The sequence below is a fragment of the Janthinobacterium lividum genome, assembly GCF_011601275.1.
Taxonomy (GTDB): Bacteria; Pseudomonadota; Gammaproteobacteria; order Burkholderiales; family Burkholderiaceae_D; genus Janthinobacterium; species Janthinobacterium lividum_E.
The window spans coordinates 75,541-92,754 of the sequence record NZ_JAAOLY010000010.1; the positions used below are offsets into that span (position 1 = coordinate 75,541).

At 66.6% G+C, this 17,214-nt stretch carries 17 protein-coding genes and 1 pseudogene; 12 read left to right on the top strand and 6 right to left on the bottom strand.

Features of this window, described 5'->3' with window-relative positions; translation table 11 throughout:
• The first annotated feature begins 53 nt into the window (after nucleotides 1-53).
• The gene (locus tag GYK42_RS16430) at nucleotides 54-1,703 is read left to right on the top strand and encodes a DUF4394 domain-containing protein (RefSeq protein ID WP_240943619.1); all 1,650 of its coding nucleotides are present in this window, start codon (nucleotides 54-56) and stop codon (nucleotides 1,701-1,703) included.
• Nucleotides 1,704-1,736: 33 nt separating this feature from the next.
• Here the strand turns inward: GYK42_RS16430 and GYK42_RS16435 are convergent, their stop codons facing one another.
• Nucleotides 1,737-3,218, bottom strand: a complete 1,482-nt coding sequence (locus tag GYK42_RS16435; protein ID WP_166448351.1) for a phage tail sheath family protein — start codon at nucleotides 3,216-3,218, stop codon at nucleotides 1,737-1,739.
• A gap of 177 nt (nucleotides 3,219-3,395) precedes the next feature.
• Between GYK42_RS16435 and GYK42_RS16440 the strand changes: the two genes are divergently transcribed.
• The 8 genes and pseudogenes from GYK42_RS16440 (at nucleotide 3,396) to GYK42_RS16470 (ending at nucleotide 9,943) form a co-directional block, all read left to right on the top strand.
• A complete protein-coding gene (locus tag GYK42_RS16440) occupies nucleotides 3,396-4,676 on the top strand; it encodes an arsenic transporter (RefSeq protein ID WP_166448352.1) in 1,281 nt (426 codons plus the stop codon).
• Between the two features lie 59 nt (nucleotides 4,677-4,735).
• A complete protein-coding gene (locus GYK42_RS16445) occupies nucleotides 4,736-5,320 on the top strand; it encodes a TetR/AcrR family transcriptional regulator (protein ID WP_205711428.1) in 585 nt (194 codons plus the stop codon).
• A 74-nt stretch (nucleotides 5,321-5,394) separates the two neighbouring features.
• On the top strand, nucleotides 5,395-6,495 hold the full coding sequence (locus GYK42_RS16450; RefSeq protein ID WP_166448353.1) for an alkene reductase: 1,101 nt from the start codon (nucleotides 5,395-5,397) through the stop codon (nucleotides 6,493-6,495).
• 31 nt (nucleotides 6,496-6,526) lie between these two features.
• The gene (locus tag GYK42_RS16455; RefSeq protein WP_166448354.1) at nucleotides 6,527-6,910 is read left to right on the top strand and encodes a nuclear transport factor 2 family protein; all 384 of its coding nucleotides are present in this window, start codon (nucleotides 6,527-6,529) and stop codon (nucleotides 6,908-6,910) included.
• A gap of 39 nt (nucleotides 6,911-6,949) precedes the next feature.
• Nucleotides 6,950-7,579 (top strand): NAD-dependent dehydratase, encoded by a 630-nt coding sequence (locus GYK42_RS16460; protein ID WP_166448355.1) that lies wholly within the window; start codon nucleotides 6,950-6,952, stop codon nucleotides 7,577-7,579.
• Between the two features lie 47 nt (nucleotides 7,580-7,626).
• Nucleotides 7,627-8,031, top strand: a pseudogene (locus tag GYK42_RS29290) (GNAT family N-acetyltransferase); the annotation flags it as partial.
• Between the two features lie 21 nt (nucleotides 8,032-8,052).
• Nucleotides 8,053-8,661, top strand: a complete 609-nt coding sequence (locus tag GYK42_RS29295; protein ID WP_166448480.1) for a flavin reductase family protein — start codon at nucleotides 8,053-8,055, stop codon at nucleotides 8,659-8,661.
• Entirely contained in the window at nucleotides 8,645-9,943 is a 1,299-nt protein-coding gene (locus GYK42_RS16470) for a glycosyltransferase (RefSeq protein ID WP_166448356.1), read from the top strand. Before GYK42_RS29295 ends, GYK42_RS16470 begins: the two co-directional genes overlap by 17 nt.
• 9 nt (nucleotides 9,944-9,952) lie before the next feature.
• Here GYK42_RS16470 and GYK42_RS16475 read toward each other — a convergent pair whose 3' ends face one another.
• The 4 genes from GYK42_RS16475 to GYK42_RS16490 form a co-directional block, all read right to left on the bottom strand.
• A complete protein-coding gene (locus tag GYK42_RS16475; RefSeq protein WP_240943620.1) occupies nucleotides 9,953-10,900 on the bottom strand; it encodes a DUF2145 domain-containing protein in 948 nt (315 codons plus the stop codon).
• Entirely contained in the window at nucleotides 10,897-11,328 is a 432-nt protein-coding gene (locus GYK42_RS16480) for a hypothetical protein (RefSeq protein ID WP_034788152.1), read from the bottom strand. The genes GYK42_RS16475 and GYK42_RS16480 overlap by 4 nt, the downstream gene beginning before the upstream one ends.
• A 92-nt stretch (nucleotides 11,329-11,420) precedes the next feature.
• Nucleotides 11,421-12,218, bottom strand: a complete 798-nt coding sequence (locus tag GYK42_RS16485; RefSeq protein WP_166448357.1) for an HDOD domain-containing protein — start codon at nucleotides 12,216-12,218, stop codon at nucleotides 11,421-11,423.
• Nucleotides 12,219-12,368: 150 nt separating this feature from the next.
• Nucleotides 12,369-13,262: a LysR family transcriptional regulator gene (locus GYK42_RS16490; RefSeq protein WP_166448358.1), complete on the bottom strand. Its 894-nt coding sequence runs from the start codon at nucleotides 13,260-13,262 to the stop codon at nucleotides 12,369-12,371.
• 93 nt (nucleotides 13,263-13,355) lie between these two features.
• On the opposite strand from GYK42_RS16490, the gene GYK42_RS16495 reads away from it, so the two are divergent.
• From GYK42_RS16495 to GYK42_RS16505, 3 genes are read left to right on the top strand one after another with little or no spacing between them, the layout of a single operon-like run.
• On the top strand, nucleotides 13,356-14,018 hold the full coding sequence (locus tag GYK42_RS16495) for an RraA family protein (protein WP_166448359.1): 663 nt from the start codon (nucleotides 13,356-13,358) through the stop codon (nucleotides 14,016-14,018).
• Nucleotides 14,019-14,050: 32 nt separating this feature from the next.
• A complete protein-coding gene (locus GYK42_RS16500) occupies nucleotides 14,051-14,698 on the top strand; it encodes a 4-carboxy-4-hydroxy-2-oxoadipate aldolase/oxaloacetate decarboxylase (protein WP_166448360.1) in 648 nt (215 codons plus the stop codon).
• A 37-nt stretch (nucleotides 14,699-14,735) separates the two neighbouring features.
• Entirely contained in the window at nucleotides 14,736-16,106 is a 1,371-nt protein-coding gene (locus GYK42_RS16505) for an MFS transporter (RefSeq protein WP_166448361.1), read from the top strand.
• Here the strand turns inward: GYK42_RS16505 and GYK42_RS16510 are convergent.
• Nucleotides 16,089-17,195 (bottom strand): acyl-CoA dehydrogenase, encoded by a 1,107-nt coding sequence (locus GYK42_RS16510; protein WP_166448362.1) that lies wholly within the window; start codon nucleotides 17,193-17,195, stop codon nucleotides 16,089-16,091. The genes GYK42_RS16505 and GYK42_RS16510 overlap by 18 nt on opposite strands.
• Nucleotides 17,196-17,214: the final 19 nt, after the last annotated feature.

A 17,214-nucleotide genomic window follows, 5' to 3' on the forward strand; every position in this document is an offset into this window, starting at 1 on the left:
GCCGCAACGGCGGCATGAGCGGCACCTCCACTCACTCTATCGGGACCACGACCATGTCACCACTGCCAACCTTGCCATTCGCCAAGCTGCTGCTTGTTTCCGCCGTCGCCATGACCTTGTCCGCTTGCGGCGGTGGCAGCGACCACGACGATGTCGTCGTCACGCCACCGCCGCCCGTGGTAGTGGCTGGCGATGTCTTCGTGCTCACCGCCAGCAACAAGCTGCTGTCGTTCGACCGCGCCACGCCGGCCACCATCCGCAGCACGGCGACAGTGACGGGCTTGCAGGCCGGCGAAAACCTGCTGGGCATCGATTTCCGTCCCGCCGATGGCCAGCTGTATGGCGTCGGCAGCACGGGGCGCATCTACATCCTGAATGGCGTGACGGGCGCAGCCACCGTGAAAGCCACCTTGGCGGCCGATGCGGGCGATGCGACGGCGCCTTACACGGCGCTGGCCGGCACGGAGTTCGGCGTCGATTTCAACCCCGTCGCCGACCGCCTGCGCATCGTCAGCAATACGGGCCAGAGCCTGCGCATCAATGTCGACACGGGCGCCACCACCACGGATGGCGCCATCAATGGCGGCGCCGCCAATACGGCCATCACGGCGGCGGCCTACAGCAACAGCTTTGCCGGCACGGCCAGCACCACTTTATTTGTCATCGACGCGGCCAACGCCACGCTGTACACGCAAAATCCGCCGAACAACGGCACCCTGGCCGGCGCCGTGTCGCTGGGTGTGGCGGCCACCGGCGTGGCCGGCTTCGACATCGATGCGCGCACGAATACGGGCTACGCCGTCATGACGGTAGCCGGCGCGCGCAACCTGTACACCCTGAACCTGGCAGCCAGCACGGCACCGGCGACCCTGGTGGCGGCCGTCGGCGTGACGGAAGAATTGCGCGGCATCGCCTTGAAAGCGCCGGCCGCGCCTGTCGCCTATGGCTTGACGGACGACGCCCGCATCGTCACCTTCAAGACGGCCACGCCGAACACGCTGGACGCCAACGTGGCCGTCACAGGCTTGGTGGCGGGCGAGCGCCTGCTGGGCTTTGACATCCGTCCCAAGGATGGCTTGCTGTACGGGATATCGTCGGCGGGGCGCATCGTCACCATCGATCCGGCCACGGGCGCCGTCACCGTGAAGGCGACGCTGGCCGCCGATGCGTTGGACGTCACTGTGCCGTACACGGCCATCGCCGGCACGGCCTTTGGCGTCGATTTCAATCCCGTCGCCGACCGCCTGCGCGTGATCGGCAACACGGGGCAAAGCCTGCGCATCAATGTCGACACGGGCGCCACGACCACCGACGGCGCCATCAACCACGCGGGCGCGGCGCCGACCGTCACGGCAGCCGCCTACAGCAACAGCTTTGCCGGTACGACGGCGACCATGCTGTTCGATATCGACACGGCCAGCGCGGCGCTCTCCCTGCAAAATCCGCCCAACGACGGCGCCTTGGTGAATGTGGGCGTCCTGGGCGTGGCCGTGGCGGGCGACGTCGGTTTTGATATCGCGGGCGGCGCCAACGGCCTGGCCCTGGCGGCCTTGCGCACGTCGGCCACGGGACCAAGCTCCCTGTACCGCATCGACCTGGCGACGGGCGCGGCCGTGCCGAGCGGCGGCGCGGCCACGCCGGCGGCGTCCCTCATCGGCAACGGGGCGGTGGGGCTGGTCGATATCGCCATCGCGCTCAAGTAAGTCAAGTAGGCCAGCTAGGCGCCGCCCGGTGTATCACGACTTCTGCATTTGCTGCTGGAAGGTGAGTTCGATGAACTCGGCCGGGCGGCTGATGGCGACCAGTACTGTGACCCGCAAGATGCCTTCCAGGATGTCCTCGGCCGTCATCGTCGTTCCCAGGCCGACGTCCACCTGGAAGGCGTCGCTCGGCGAGGCGCCGGCCAGGCCGCCGCGCTTCCAGATGCCGGTCAGGAAGTTGCTCGCCATGCTACTGATGGTGACCCAGGTGCTAACCACGTTCGGCTCGAACACATAGGCCTGGATGGCCAGGCGCAGCGACTGCTCGAGCATGATCATGGTGCGGCGAATGTTAATGTAGCGCCAGTCGAGGCTGTTGCCGTCGAGCGTGCGCGCACCCCACACCAGGGTGCCTTCGCCTTCGAAGCTGCGGATGGCGTTGACCGACTTTCCCGTGCTGTGCACGTTCAGGCCTTCCTGGTCCTCTTGCGTGATATTGACGGCCGGCGCGCTGACCGCCACCATGCCCACGTTGGCCGGCGCCTTCCACACGCCGCGCGTGTTGTCGGTCATGGTGTACAGGCCGGCCATCGCGGCGCCTGGCGGCAGCAGATTGAGTTGGCCGTGCATGGCCAGCAGCAGTTGCCGGTACAGGGGACTCATGGCGCGCAGTGCACGGTCGATGGCGGTGACGCTGCCTGCCTGGCCGTTTTCTGAAGACTGCGCGATGGCCATTTGCTCGAACAGGGCCGACACTTGCCGCTGCCCGCCGGCGTCCAGCGCCTGCAATAGCAGATCTTGCAGCGCGGCCCACTGGCTGGTGCGGATGTGGGTGAAATTGAGTTCCTCCAGCGAGACGACCGTGGCCTGTACCCACGGATAGTAGGCGGCCCCAAAGGCCAGCGAGTCGCTGCCGATGCCGTCCCGGAAAGCGGCCACGGGTCCATCCGTCAACGGCGCCGCGCCATTGTGGATGTCGAGGATGGCGAAGCGGTTCCGCATCTGCTGGCCGCAATGCATGAGCATGTGCCGTTGCAGCGCATGGCAGTCGTCCAGCGCCAGCAGCATGGCGTCGGGCACGGCCAGCAGCGTGACTTCCCGCTCCTGCAGCAGGGCATCGATGCCGGCGCGCAGTGTGTCGATGTCCGGCGTGTCAAGATAATCGCCGACGGAGACGATATGGCAGGCGCCGCCGCCATTCTGGAAGAAGAGCTGCATGCTGTGATACAGCAGGAACTGGCCGGCGACCTGGCGCAACGTGCACGACGCGCCGCCAGGCGTCGCGGGTGCGTGGCCCGCCTCCAGCATGAAGCCGGGCATGGGCGCGCCGCCGAAGCAGGCTGTAAATTCCGTCATCGAAGCGATGCGCCACGGCTGGTTGCGCAGGGAATCGCCGTCGTGGCTGGCGCTGGCCGTATAGCCGACAAAGGCCGGCACGGCCGTCGCGACTTCAACGACCGAATCGGGAAACGCATTTTTTTCCACGATAGACACGCCGGGAGTTTTATATTGCGCCATTTGCATGCTTTCCTGGTTGGTCAGAGGGAGTGAGGGGGCGCGCATCGGGCCACGCATCGTCCTAGTATAGCCAGTGATCAGGCGGTAATGGTCATTTCTCGCTTTACATTTATTTGATAATTCCAGTAATATTGAAATATTGAATATCATTCTCGTTTTTTCCCCGGACGACTGCACATGCTCACCGCTTTCCTCATCTTTCTCGCCACATTGATCCTCGTCATCTGGCAGCCGCGCGGCCTGGGCATAGGCTGGAGCGCCGTCATCGGCGCCTGTGTCGCCTTGCCGGCCGGCGTCATCCACTGGGGCGACATTCCCGTCGTCTGGCATATCGTGTGGAACGCCACCGGCACGTTTGTGGCAGTGATCATCATCAGCCTGCTGCTGGATGCGGCCGGTTTCTTCGAATGGACCGCCTTGCACGTGGCGCGCTGGGGCGGGGGCAGCGGCAGGAAACTGTTCGTGCTGCTGGTCCTGCTGGGCGCGCTAGTCTCCGCCGTGTTCGCCAATGACGGCGCCGCGCTGATCCTCACGCCCATCGTCATCGCCATGCTGCGGGCGCTGAAGTTTTCCGCCAGGGCCACCCTGGCCTACGTGATGGCCGCCGGCTTCATCGCCGACACGGCCAGCCTGCCGCTCGTGGTGTCGAACCTGGTCAATATCGTTTCGGCCGATTTCTTCAAGATCGGCTTTGCCGAGTACGCGTCCGTGATGGTGCCCGTCAACGTCGTCGCCGTGGGCGCCACCCTGGCGGCCTTGCTGATCTTTTTCCGCCAGGATATCCCGACCGACTACGAAGCGGCGCAGCTCAAGCAGCCAGGCGCCGCCATCCGCGACCTTGCCACCTTCCGCGCCGGCTGGCTGGTGCTGGCGCTGCTGCTGGCGGGATTTTTCTCGCAGGAAGCCCTGGGCGTACCCATCAGCCTGATCGCCGCCGTGGGCGCCGCATTGCTGCTGGGCGTGGCGGGCAGGGGCCACGTGATTTCCACGCGCCACGTGCTGCGCCATGCGCCGTGGCAAATCGTCGTCTTTTCGCTGGGCATGTACCTGGTCGTGTACGGCTTGCGCAATGCGGGCTTGACGGCGTACCTGACGGGCATGCTGAACCACTTTGCGCAGTACGGCGTGTGGGGCGCGGCCATGGGCACGGGCGTGCTGACGGCCTTGTTGTCGTCCGTGATGAACAACCTGCCGACGGTGCTCGTGGGCGCGCTGGCCATCGACCCGACGACGGCGCAGGGGGCCGTGCGCGAAGCGATGATCTACGCGAACGTCATCGGCAGCGACCTGGGACCGAAGATCACGCCCATCGGCAGCCTGGCTACCTTGCTGTGGCTGCACGTGCTCGACAGCAAGAATATCCACATTTCCTGGGGCTACTATTTCCGCGTCGGCATCGTGCTGACCGTGCCCGTGCTGCTTGTGACCCTGGCCGCGCTGGCGCTGCGCCTGGGGTGATGGCGGAGCAGGGGGCAGTTTACTAGACGACCGGTCAGATTTTTTGCTATACTGGCCGCATGAGCAAAAAATCTTCCGCCGACATGCGCCAGCACCTGATCGACATCGCCAAGGCCCTGATGGCCGAGAAGGGCTATACGGCCGTGGGCCTGGCCGAACTGGTGGCGGCGGCCGGCGTGCCGAAAGGCTCGTTCTACTATTATTTCAAGTCGAAGGAAGAGTTTGGCCAAGCCTTGCTCGACGACTATTTCACCACCTATCTGCAGACGGTCGACGCCTTGCTGGACGGCCCGGGCAATGCCCGCGAGCGCCTGCTCGCGTATTTTGACTACTGGAGCGCGACCCAGGCCGGCAGCGCGCCGGAAGGCAAATGCCTGGTGGTCAAGCTGGGCGCCGAAGTGTGCGACTTGTCCGTGGACATGGGCGCCGTACTGCAGCAGGGCACGGGCGCCATCCTGGAACGCCTGACGCAGTGCATCGAAGCGGGCCACCTCGACGGTTCCGTGACGACGGCGACGCCGGCGCGCGTGCTGGCCGAATCGCTGTACCAGCTGTGGCTGGGCGCTTCGCTGATGGTCAAGGTGGCCAGGAACGGCGGACCGTTCGACGCCGCCATGTCGACCACGCAACGGCTGCTGTCCTAGCCGTTTTTTTAACCATTAACTAGACGACCGGTCAGTTGTTACTGGTTTTTCTCACAGAATATGAAAGCCATACGATGAACGAACAGCATGAAAGCGATTTATTTACTCCAGTCGACCTGGGCGCGCTGGCCTTGGCCAACCGCATCGTCATGGCGCCGCTCACGCGCAGCCGCATGGGGGACGATGGCGTGCCGAACGCCTTGCACGCCCAGTATTACGCCCAGCGGGCCAGCGCCGGCCTGATCATCAGCGAGGCGACGAATATCTCGCCCCAGGCGCGCGGTTATGCCCTGACCCCGGGCATCTGGACGGACGAGCAGGTGGCTGGCTGGAAGCTGGTCACCGATGCCGTGCATGCGGCGGGCGGCAAGATCGTCTGCCAGCTGTGGCATGTGGGACGCTTTTCGCATACGAGCCTGCAGCCCGGCGGCGCCGCGCCCGTCGCGCCTTCCGCCATCCGGGCCGAGGGCAGCACCTACACGGCCAGCGGCATGCAAGCTGTCTCCATGCCGCGCGCGCTGGAAACGCGGGAAATCGCCGGCATCGTCGCCCAGTATGCGCATGCGGCCGCGTGTGCGCTGCGCGCCGGTTTCGATGGCGTCGAGGTGCATTCGGCCAATAGCTACCTGCTCGACCAGTTCCTGCGCGATTCCACCAACCGGCGCACGGATGCGTATGGCGGCAGTATTCAAAACCGCGCGCGGCTGACCCTGGCAGTGACGGACGCCGTGGTGAACGTGTGGGGCGCAGCAAGGGTCGGTATCCGTTTGTCGCCCGTCACGCCCGACGCGGGCAACACGCCCGTCGACAGCGACGTGATGGCCACCTACGGCTACCTGATCGAGCAACTGAACCGTCATGGATTGGCGTACCTGCACTTCGTCGAGGGCGCCACGGCCACCTCGCGCGATGTGCCGGACGGCGTCGACCTCGACGCGCTGCGGGCGCTGTTCAGCGGCCCCTACATCGGCAACAACCATTACGACTTGCCGCTGGCGCAGGCGCGCCGCGCGCAAGGCAGGGTCGATGCGGTGGCCTTCGGCCGTCCCTTTATCGCCAACCCGGACCTCGTGGCCCGCCTGCGCCGTGGCGTGGCGCTGACCGAAGCGCCGCGCGCAGCATATTACGGCGGCGGCGCCAGCGGCTACACAGACTGGCCCGTCAGCCAGTCCTGATTTTTCTTTTCACCCAACCAAGGAGCGCACCATGAACACCACCACTTATGTGCAGGATTACCAGGCCATCATCGCCGTGCTGAATCAATACAATGCGGGCGGCGCGCAGGCCGACAGCAGCATCATGCGCCCGGCCTTCAGCAGCCAGGCCACCATTTTCGGCGTCGACGGCGACGATCAATTGACGGGCGGGCCCATCGAAGGCCTGTTCGAAATCATCGACAGCGCGTTCCGGCCATCGCCACAGGCAAAGGCGGCCATCGCGAGGATCGATATCGTGGGCACGGCGGCCAGCGCGCGCGTCGATACGGACGACATCTCGGGCTTCCGCTTCACCGATTTTTTCAACCTGCTCAAGGTGCAGGGCGAGTGGACCATCGTCAGCAAGATCTATCACACGCACGCGGGCGCCTGATGCTGTATCGTGTGGCGTCCAGTGCATGCGGGAGAAGGAATGAAGTTGATACTGATAGGCGCCACCGGCCTGGTGGGCCGAGAAGTGCTGCGCCTGGCGCTGAGTGACTTGCGCGTCACGGCCATCGTCGCGCCGGTGCGCAAATCCCTGCCGGCGCATCCCAAGCTTGATGCGCCGCTCATCGACTTCGACCGCTTGCCGGCCGATGCCCCTTGGTGGCAGGCGGATGCCGTCATCTGCACCCTGGGCACGACCATGAAGGTGGCGGGCACGCGGCAGGCGTTCCGGAGAGTCGACCATGACTATCCGCTGGCCGCGGCGCGGCTGGCGCTGGCGGCCGGCACGCGCACGTATGCGCTCAATTCCGCCGCCGGCGCCAACGCGGCCTCGCGTTTTTTCTACAACCGCGTCAAGGGAGACTTGGAACGCGACCTGGAAGCGCTGGGCTTTGCATCGCTTACCCACGTGCGGCCAGGCCTGATCGGCGGCGCACGCGATGAAGCTCGGGCGGGCGAGGGCGCCGCATTGCGCATCCTGCGCGTGCTGGGACCCGTGCTGCCGCGCCGCTGGCGCATCAATCCCGCGCCGCATATCGCCAGCGCCTTGCTGGAAGCGGCGCTGGCTGGCGCGCCGGGCGTGCACGTCGTCGGCCCGGAGCAGCTGGCTTGACCGCGCGCCCCTTATAATTGCCGTTCATGTTTTTTTGAGTACAAAAAATGCAAACAGTACGCCCTTACCAGGCCGGCGACCGCGACGCCTGCCTGGCCCTTTTCGACGGCAATACGCCGCGTTTTTTCGACCCGTCCGAGCGCGCGGACTTTGCCGCGTGGCTGGAAAATTCGACCCATCCGTACCTGGTCATCGAACGCGATGGGGGCATCGTCGCCTGCGGCGGCCATGCGCTCGATGCGGGCGGTACGGTCGCCAGCCTGTGCTGGGGCATGGTGGCGCAGGATCTGCATGGGCAGGGACTGGGTCGCGCGTTGACGCAGGCACGCCTGGACGCCATCCGCGCCGTGCCGGGCGTGGCCAAGGTGAGCATGAACACCAGCCAGCACACGCAGGCTTTTTATGCGCGCTTCGGCTTTGAGACAGTCAAGGTGACGCCGGACGGCTTCGGGCCTGGCATCGACCGGTGGGACATGCTGCTGTCGCTGAAAAGCGGGGGCGATGCGCACGGCCACATCGCCGCCGTGCCGCTGGAAAAAGCGTATCGGCTGCTCAATCACGGCCCGTCCATCCTCGTCTCGGCCCGCCATGACGGCATCGAGAATGTGATGGCCGCCGCCTGGGCCTGCGCCCTCGATTTCTCTCCGCCGAAACTGACCGTGGTGCTGGACAAGGCGACGCGCACGCGCGCGCTGGTCGAAGGCAGCGGCACGTTCGTCATCCAGGTGCCGACGGCGGCGCAGTTGCAGCTGACCCACGCCGTCGGCACGCATGGCCTCGATGCGCAACCCGACAAACTGGCGCGCGCCGGCGTGCGGCTGTTTCACATGGACGGCTTTGATTTGCCGTTCGTGGCCGGGTGTTCCGCCTGGCTGGCATGCCGTTTGATCCCCGAGCCGCACAACCAGACCGCGTATGACCTGTTCATCGGCGAAGTGGTGGGTGCCTGGGCCGACACGCGCGTGTTCCGCGACGGGCACTGGCATTTCGAAGACGCCGATCCATCGTGGCGCAGCCTGCACTATATCGCCGGCGGGCGATTCTATGCGATCGGCGAAGCGCTCGATGCTGCTCCAAGCTGACGCATTGGCGGGTCAGGCCGCCGCCACCCCGCTCGTCATCGTGGCCAGCAGCGGTACGGGCGGCGACATGCAGCCGTTTATCGCGCTGGCGCAGGGCTTGCAGCAACGGGGCCGGCGCGTGCTGCTGCTCGTGCCGGGCTGGCAGGAAGCGGCCGCGCAGGCGTCAAGTCTGCCCTATCACACCTTCGGCAGCGCGCAAGAGGGCCAGGCCATGCTGGGCGACCCCGGCCTGTGGGATGAGCGCAAGGGCTGGGGCGTGGTATGGAAAGGCCTCGTGCCGCACCTAGGCGCCCTGCGCGACGTCGTGCAAGGCTTGCCGGCCGGCGAGGCGTGCGTGGTGCTGTGCCATCCCATCCTCGTACCGATGGCCGCCCTGGCACGCTCCGCGCGGCCTGACCTGCGCATCGTCGCGGCGTATCTGGCGCCATCGAATTTGTGCAGCAGCCATGACTTGCTGACGACGGGATCGCTACGCATTCCCGCCTGGGTGCCGCTGGCCTGGCGCCAGGCCCTGTGGCGGATGATCCACCGCACGATGATCGACCCGCTGATGCTGCCCGGCCTGAATGCCGCGCGTACGCAGCACGGCTTGCCGCCGGAGTCGCATTTTTTTGCGCACATGCTGGCCGCGCCGGATGCTTCGCTGGGGCTGTTTCCCGCGTGGTTCGCCACCCCGCAGGCGGACTGGCCGCCGCACTTCGTGCAAGCCGGTTTCACCGGCGCCGTGGAGCGCCAGGCAGCGTTGTCACCCGAGCTGGAACGTTTTCTCGGCGAGGGCGCGCCGCCCATCGTGTTTACGCCCGGTACCGGCCACCAGCACGCGCAGCGCTATTTCAGCATCGCCCTGGACGTCTTGCGGCGGCTGGGGCGGCGCGGCCTGTTCATTACACCCCATGCGGCCCAAGTGCCGCAGCACTTGCCGGCCAGCGTTCTGTGGCAGGCGCACGCGCCGTTTGCGGCCCTGTTGCCGCGCGTGGCGGCCGTGGTGCACCACGGCGGCATCGGCACCAGCGCGGAGGCTTTTCGCGCGGGCATTCCGCAGCTGATCGTGCCGTTTGCGTACGACCAGTTCGATAACGGCTGGCGGGTCAAACGGCTCGGCGTGGGGGATGTCTTGCTGGCCAAACGGCTGTCGGCAGGGCGCATGCGGCGGCAGCTGGCGCGCCTGCTGGCCGCGCCCGAGGTCGCACTGGCGTGCCGCGAGGTGGCCCGCCGGATGGGGCAGGGACTGGAACCAGCGCGCCTGCTTGACCAAGTCGAAGCGGCGCTGGCCGCTGCTTAGGGACTGGCGTCAGGGAGTGCTGTGCGGCGTATCGTCGAGGGCGATGATCCGGTCGTTCGCGCCGGGCACGCAGCCGTCGGCGATCGCATCCCAGCCCCGGTGTACCACCACCTGCTTGCCGTCGTGGCAGATTTCCACGCGCTCGCTGGCGGGCAGGCGCTGGCGCGCGAACGCTTCCAGGCTGGCCGGCAGGCTCACTGCCAGCTGCATCGTGCCGATGGCTTCCTGCGGGTGGTCGTCCATGTGCACGAGGGGCACGAAGATCGATCCCAGCATCAGCCAGCGCGCACCCACGTCGACGGCGGCGGTGTCGTAAGGCGCGGCGCGCAGCCAGTCCTGGGCGCGCGCGCGCAAGTCGCTGCCTGCGGCCAGTTCGCCCCAGGCGGCGGCCAGCATTTCCGCTACCCACTGATTGCAATTCTGGTATTTCAGGCTGTAGGCGTATGCGTTGGCGCTGTAGCGGCCCGCCAGCAATTGCTGCACGCGCACGGGATCGAGCAGCGCGCGGCGCAGGGGCGGCACGGTTTCCGCCGGCAGTTTGACGAGCGAGATATAGCCGAGCGATGGGTTGTTCGTGCCCATGGCGAAACCGGCCGTGCCCTGGTCGAAGATGCGCGGGCGGCCTTCGTCGCAGGCGTAGTACAACTGGCGCGCGGACCAGCCGCTGTCGTTGTCGTGGCGCCACGCCAGCGCGGCGTGCGAATAGCGGATGCCGAAGCGGGCCAGGTCCAGGCCGGAGCGGCTGATCAGGGCCACGCTGCCTACACTGGCGGCCAGTTCTTCGCGCACGACGGCGGCAAAGCGCAACAGCCGATCCTGTTCCGTGGCCGTGAGTTCCTGCGCGCGGTCGCAAAAGCGCGAGGAGGCGAGCGAGGTGCCTGCCTGCGCAGCGCCGGCGCTGAAGATGGCGCAAACGCCCAGCAGCAGCGCCGGGCTTCGCGGGAGAAAACGAATCAAAGGCTGACGGGACGCGTGGCCATTTCGCCGTACCAGTCGTCGGCCAGCACGAGGAAGAAGGCGGCGCGCGTGTCGTTACGCGAAAATTCGATGCCGTAGGCGCGGTTTTGCGCATGCACCACGTCGCCCTGCGCCAGCTGCTGCTTGTCGAGCGCCGCTTGCGGCAAGTCCAGCACCAGCGGCGTTGCCGTGGCGTCGGCCTGCATGGTCAGGCGCGTCATGCCGTCGCGGCCCGGTACGGCGGCCACGTCGATAATGCGGTAGGGACCATTGGCCACCTTGTTGTCGCGCGAGGAGCTGTTGCTCGAACCGTTGAGCGAATCGGAAATGCTGCCGCTCGACTGGGAGCCGGCGCTGGAGGCCGAGGAAACGAAGCTGTCGGCGTTGGCGTTGCACGCCATGGTCAGAGCTGCGGCCAGGCCGAGCATGCGTAAGGAGGTAGTCAAGGCAGTTTTCCAGTGGACATCAATGAAAGCGGACCGGGTTCGTCCCGGCCAGCGCCATCATAGCAGATCGGCCATCAGCTGAGCAGTACCTCGATCAGGGCCTTCGCTTCGGCTGACGGCTGCGTGCGCAGCGCCTGCAGCACGGGATCGTGTTCCAGGTAGTCCTGCAGCGGCGCGCTGATGGTGATGCCGGCCTGCGGCAGCGGCGAGGCAACGGGCGCCAGCGCCTTGGCCAGCAGCAGGGTGTCGCGCAAGCCCTCGGGCGGCAGCATGATGGTCGAGCCGGGCAAGGTATTGACGGCATCGGCCACCGGCTGTGGCACGCCCAGCTGGCGCATCAGCGCGCGGCCGATCACTTCCAGAGTGGAGGCCATCTGCGTTTCCAGGTGGTCGTACAGGCCCGGGGTCTTGTCGGCCTGGGCCAGCAGATAAAAGCCCGCCACTTCATGCACGATGCCGGCGAACAGCGCCGTATCGGCATCCGTCTGCGTGACGGTGCCTGCCAGCGCATGCGCCAGCACCGCCACGTGCACGGTGTGCGCCCACAGCTGGGTGGCGCGGGCGCGCAAGGCTTCGTCGCGGATGCCCGCGTTCAGCTGGCGGATGACGGCCGCCGTCGCCAGCGCATACAGGTTGCGGTGGCCCAGCCGCTCGACGGCGGCGCGCACGCTGGTGATGGCCGGCGCCTGGCCTGCCGCGAACATGGCCGAATTGGCCAGCGCCACGGCGCGCGCCGACAAGGTCGGTTCGCACAGCAGCAGCCGGCTGATGTCGGCCGAGTGGCAATCGGGGTTGGCCAGTTCCTTTTGCAGAAGCAGGGCCGTATTGATGCTGGTGGGAAAGGCCAAGGTTTCCGTTTCGGCGCTGGCCAAAAGTTGCGCAAGGCTGCTGAGCGTGTTGACGTGCATGGATAGGGGAGCGGGAAGTAGCAATGTCCCATAGTATCAGGCAATCCGGTCCGTATGGCGTCCGCCAGCCTTTGGCTGGAACACGGACGCAACACCTTGATTTCTGAGGCACCGTCAGCGTCCTGCGCCATGCGCCAGAATCTCCAGGAAAGCCGCCACCAGGCGGCTTTTTTCATCGGCCCGCGTGACGGCTACCACGGTGGTGCTCGTGGCGATGTCGTCCACGGGCAGGAAAACCACGTCGGTGCGGTTGTTTTCCGCGATGGAACGGGCCACCAAGGTGGCGCCCAGGCCGGCGCCCACCAATGACAGGGCCGTGTAGATTTCCACGGCGGAATACGCGACGGCCGGCTCGGCGCCCGCCGCCTTGAGCGCGGCGACGATCTGCTGGCCGAACGGGCTGATCGGGTCTTTCGGATACAGGATGAAGGGGATGCCCGCCAGCTCGGCCGCGCGCAGCGACGTGCGTCCCGCCAATGGATGGTGCAGGGGCAGGGCGGCCACCAGCGGGTCGTCCAGCGTGACCGCATGGCACAGGTCGGGCGGTGCTTCGCAGGGGCCGATGAAGCGCGACAGGCCGATATCGATGCGACCCTGGCGCAGCTGCGCCGGCTGGTATTCGGACAGCGCCTCGACCAGGTCCAGCTGTACCTGCGGATAGGCGGCGCGAAACTGGCGGATGGCCCGCGGCAGCACGGAAAACGTGGCCGAGCGGGTAAACGCGATGCCCAGCCAGCCGTGGCTGCCCGTCGCCAGGCCCTTGGCCTCGTCGTCCAGCCGCGCCGCCTGCAGCAGCAGTTCCTTGGCGCGCGGATAGAAAAACCGGCCCAGCGAGGTCGGCTCCATCGGGCGGCGTGACCGGTCGAACAGCTCGCCGCCCAGGTGTTCTTCCAGCTGCCCCAGCTGCATGCTGATAGCCGTGGGCGCCACGTGCAGGCGCTCGGCCGCGTGCGCGGCGCTGCCCGCTTCCACCACCTCGCAAAAATACCGTAGCTGTCTTAGGTTCATTTTTATTGATCCAAGAGTCAATAATCGATGTTTGATATTGAAAACACTTTATATGAAACTGAGCTCCACGACAACAAGATCTGGAGACGTTTCATGGAAGACAGTGTATTCACGCAGGCCCGCGGCCTGAGCAGCGCGGAAGTGTCGGACGCGCTCGACTATTTCGGTTTGCCCGGCAGCGTGCCCGGCCTCGTCCCTGTGGCGGGACCGCGGCGCCTGTTCGGCCCCGCCTTCACCGTGCGCTTCGCGCCCGTCGACAGCCAGTCGCCCGGCACGGTGGGCGATTACCTCGACGATATTCCTGTCGGCGCCATTGCCGTGCTCGACAACGCGGGTCGCAGCGACTGCACGGTATGGGGCGGCATCATGAGCCAGCTGGCCGCGCAGCGGGGCGTGGCCGGCACCGTCATCGGCGGCGTATGCCGCGACACGGCGGAAGCCGATGCGGCCGGCTACCCCCTGTTTGCGCTGGGGCGTTTCATGCGCACCGGCAAGGACCGGGTGCAGGTGGACGCCGTCGGCGCACCCGTCAGCCTGGCCGGCGTGCGCGTGGCGCCAGGCGACATCGTCGTGGCCGACCAGGATGGCGTCGTCATCGTGCCGGCGGGCAGGGCACACGACGTCTTCGAACGGGCCCTGGCCATGCAGGCCGTGGAGTTGCGCATCGTCGCCGCCGCGCTGGACGGCATGTCCCTGCGCAACGCGCGGCGCCAGTTCGGCTATCACACCCTGCAGCGCAAGCCCGCGGCCGCCTGATTCTTCCCTCACTTCATCTTTGAAAGCACACCATGGACCAGCATGTTTCCATTGCCACTTTGCAGGCCCTGCGCCAGCTGGGCGCGGCCACCATCTATGAAGCGCAGGGCGCGAAAGGCGCGCTCGACAGCGGCATCAAGCCGATTGCGCCCGGCATGCGCCTGGCCGGCCCCGCCCTGACCGTCGATACGCGCCCGGCCGACAACCTGATGCTGCATTACGCCATGCTCAAGGCCCGGCCCGGCGACGTGCTGGTGGTCGACGCCAAGGGTTTCCTGGAAGCGGGCGTGTGGGGCGACGTGTTTACCGAGCAGGCGCAGCGGATCGGCCTGGCCGGCCTGGTGATCCACGGCGCCGTGCGCGACGCGGCCGCCATGACGGAAGCCGGCTTTCCCGTCTTCAGCCGGGGCCTGTCGATCAAGGGCACGGGCAAGCACCAGCCGGGACGCCTGAACGTGACCGTCACCATCGGCGACGTCGGCATCGACCCGGGCGACATCATCGTCGGCGACCAGGACGGCGTGGTGGTGGTGAAGCGCCACGAGGTGGACGCGGTGCTGCTGAAAAGCCGCCAGCGCGAAGAAAAGGAAGCGCAATTTCGCCAGCAGATCCGAGACGGCGCCACGACCGTCGACCTGCTGGGGCTGGAAGAGACCTTGCGCCGGCTGGAACTGCGCTGACATTCGCCAATAACCAAAAAAATCAGGAGACACCCTCATGCATACCATTACCACCGCCCCGGCTGCGGCGTCGGCGGCACCGCTGGCCGCCCGCCGTCCCACGCGCTACCGCTGGGTCGTCGCGGCCCTGTTTTTCATCGTCTACACGATAGCCGCCGCCGACCGCGCCAACCTGGGCGTGGTCTTGCCCTTCTTGCGCCGCGAATTCGAAATGAGCAATACCGACGCGGGCGGGCTCGTCAGCCTGTTCCTCGTCGCGTATGCGCTGGCGCAACTGCCTTCCGCCTGGCTGCTGTCGAAGTTCGGCGTGCGCAAGGTGTTTACCATTTCCATGGTGCTCACGTCGGTTGCCACGGGACTGACGGGGCTCGTGGGTTCCCTGCTGTCATTAAAGCTGTGCCGGATCGGCCTGGGCCTGGCCGAAGGGCCGTTGCCGATCGGCGTGACGACCACCATCAATCACTGGTTTCCCTCGCGCGAGAAGGGCACGGCCTCGGGCCTGTTCCTGTCCGCCGTCAAGTTCGGCCCCGTCATCACGCCCATCCTCGGCGCGGCCATCATCGCCGCCTGGGGCTGGCGCGAAGTGTTCATCTGGTTTTCCGTGCCCGGCGTGATCCTGGCCATCTTCTGGTATTTCCTGGTCACCAACAAGCCGGCAGAAAGCCGCTTCGTCAACGGGGAAGAACTGGCCGTCATCGAGGAAAAGGCGCTGGACGGCAGCAGCACCGGCGCGGCGGCCACGTCGCGGCCCATGCCCTGGCTCGACAAGCTGATCCGTGTGCGCGAGGTGCCAGCTGTTACCACCAGCCGCGGCGTGTTTGCTTCGTGGAATATTCTCGGCTGCGCGCTCGGCTATTGCTGCCAGCTGGGCATTTCCAGCGTGCTGCTGGCCTGGATCCCCACGTATTTGCTGACCGTAAAACAGTTTTCCATCATGAACATGGGCATGGTGGCGGCCGCGCCGTGGGTGGGCGCCGTCTTCGGCAATATCCTGGGCGGCTTGCTGGCCGACCGCGTGCTCGACAAGCGCCGCAAGCCCGGCATGCTCATTTCCGCCCTGTCGACGGCCGTCATGATGTACTTGCTGATCCATGCGCCGGCCGACCCGCTGCAATACGGCGCGCTGCTGTTCCTCACGGGCTTACTGCTGAGCATTGGTTTCTCTGCCTACATGGTGTATCCGATGCAATTCGTGTCGAAGGAAAAATTCCCCGTGGCGAACGCCGTCGTCAACATGGGCGGCCAGCTGGGCGGCGCGGCCACGCCGTGGATCGTCGGCATGCTGCTCGACCACTACGGCTGGGATTATGTGTTCGGCTTCATGGCGGCCATTTCCTGCCTGACCTTCCTGGTGGTGCTGACCATTGCCGAACCGCTCAAGCTGCGGCCGTCAGGGCAGCAGCAGTGAATGCTGGCTGGCCGTATGGAAATCGCGCCAGACGCGGTTGATGGTGCTGTCTTCGCGGGCCGCGTACAGGCCGCAGTACGGATACAGGCCATCGACTGCCGCGCGGCACACGGCGACCAAATCCAATGAACTCGTCTGCACGGCCTGCATGCCGTCCGCGTCGAGCGCCGCGCCGGCGGCGACCGTTGCCCAGCTATCGTCCAGCACGGCATAGAAGCGGGTACGGGCGGCAGTGAAGGCGTCTTGCTTGCCTTGCAAGAATGCGGCCACTTCCGGCACGTCCAGCAGGGGCAACCCGGCGCGCGCGTGGCGGCGGTGGCGCATGCATTCCTCGGCCAATTGCATGAAATGGGCGGCCATGCCGGCCACGTTGGCGGCCAAGGTCACGTAGGCGAGCGAGTAGAACGGGTAGCGGTACAGGGGGCCGTCGGCCGTCGCGGTGCCGGGACTGATCGTGAAGCCATGTTCCTTGCCGAGCCACTGGCCATCGATGCGATAGCTGTGCGAGGCGCTGGCGCGCATGCCGATGCTGTTCCAGGAGGGCACCAGTTGCACCAGCGCGGCGGGCACGAGGAAGGCGCGGATGCGCGGCTTGCCATCCGCATCGAGCAGGGGCTGGCCATCGCGCCGCAGCAGGGCGTTCAGGGTGAAGTGCGTGGCCATCGGCGCGCCGCTGGCGTAGTCCCAGCTGCCCGTGATGCGGTAGCCGTCGCATTCTTCCTCCGCGTAGCCGGTGGCCGCGCCGCTGCCGCCCAGGCAGACGCGCGGCGTGCCGATGATGGACTGCGCCATGGCAGGCGCCAGAAAGCCCGCGAACCAGCCCGCGCCCGCGCACAGGGTCAGCACCCAGCCCATGCTGCCATCGACGGCGGCCACGGCTTCTTCCAGACGCACCACTTGCGGCAAGGGCAGCTCGGCGCCGCCCGCGCTGCGCGGCGCCAGCATCGTCAGCCAGCCGCGCCGGTGCAGCAAGGCTTGCTGGGCCGGATGCAAAAAGCGGGCCGCGTCGGCCGTCTGGGCGTGGCGGGCGATGCGGCCCGCGTCGCGTTCGGAAAGGATAGCAATGGTAGCGAGGGCAGCGTGCGGCATGGGCAAAGTCCGGCTATGG

Bases quoted from the DNA above. Each gene is read 5' to 3' on its own strand.
- GYK42_RS16455 (WP_166448354.1), top strand. From the start codon at position 6,527: ATGAACACCACCACTTATGTGCAGGATTACCAGGCCATCATCGCCGTG.
- GYK42_RS16500 (WP_166448360.1), top strand. From the start codon at position 14,051: ATGGACCAGCATGTTTCCATTGCCACTTTGCAGGCCCTGCGCCAGCTG.
- GYK42_RS16460 (WP_166448355.1), top strand. From the start codon at position 6,950: ATGAAGTTGATACTGATAGGCGCCACCGGCCTGGTGGGCCGAGAAGTG.
- GYK42_RS16490 (WP_166448358.1), bottom strand. From the start codon at position 13,262: ATGAACCTAAGACAGCTACGGTATTTTTGCGAGGTGGTGGAAGCGGGC.
- GYK42_RS16430 (WP_240943619.1), top strand. From the start codon at position 54: ATGTCACCACTGCCAACCTTGCCATTCGCCAAGCTGCTGCTTGTTTCC.
- GYK42_RS16445 (WP_205711428.1), top strand. From the start codon at position 4,736: ATGAGCAAAAAATCTTCCGCCGACATGCGCCAGCACCTGATCGACATC.
- GYK42_RS29295 (WP_166448480.1), top strand. From the start codon at position 8,053: ATGCTGCTGTCGCTGAAAAGCGGGGGCGATGCGCACGGCCACATCGCC.
- GYK42_RS16470 (WP_166448356.1), top strand. From the start codon at position 8,645: ATGCTGCTCCAAGCTGACGCATTGGCGGGTCAGGCCGCCGCCACCCCG.
- GYK42_RS16505 (WP_166448361.1), top strand. From the start codon at position 14,736: ATGCATACCATTACCACCGCCCCGGCTGCGGCGTCGGCGGCACCGCTG.
- GYK42_RS16435 (WP_166448351.1), bottom strand. From the start codon at position 3,218: ATGGCGCAATATAAAACTCCCGGCGTGTCTATCGTGGAAAAAAATGCG.
- GYK42_RS16450 (WP_166448353.1), top strand. From the start codon at position 5,395: ATGAACGAACAGCATGAAAGCGATTTATTTACTCCAGTCGACCTGGGC.
- GYK42_RS16440 (WP_166448352.1), top strand. From the start codon at position 3,396: ATGCTCACCGCTTTCCTCATCTTTCTCGCCACATTGATCCTCGTCATC.
- GYK42_RS16510 (WP_166448362.1), bottom strand. From the start codon at position 17,195: ATGCCGCACGCTGCCCTCGCTACCATTGCTATCCTTTCCGAACGCGAC.
- GYK42_RS16480 (WP_034788152.1), bottom strand. From the start codon at position 11,328: ATGCTCGGCCTGGCCGCAGCTCTGACCATGGCGTGCAACGCCAACGCC.
- GYK42_RS16495 (WP_166448359.1), top strand. From the start codon at position 13,356: ATGGAAGACAGTGTATTCACGCAGGCCCGCGGCCTGAGCAGCGCGGAA.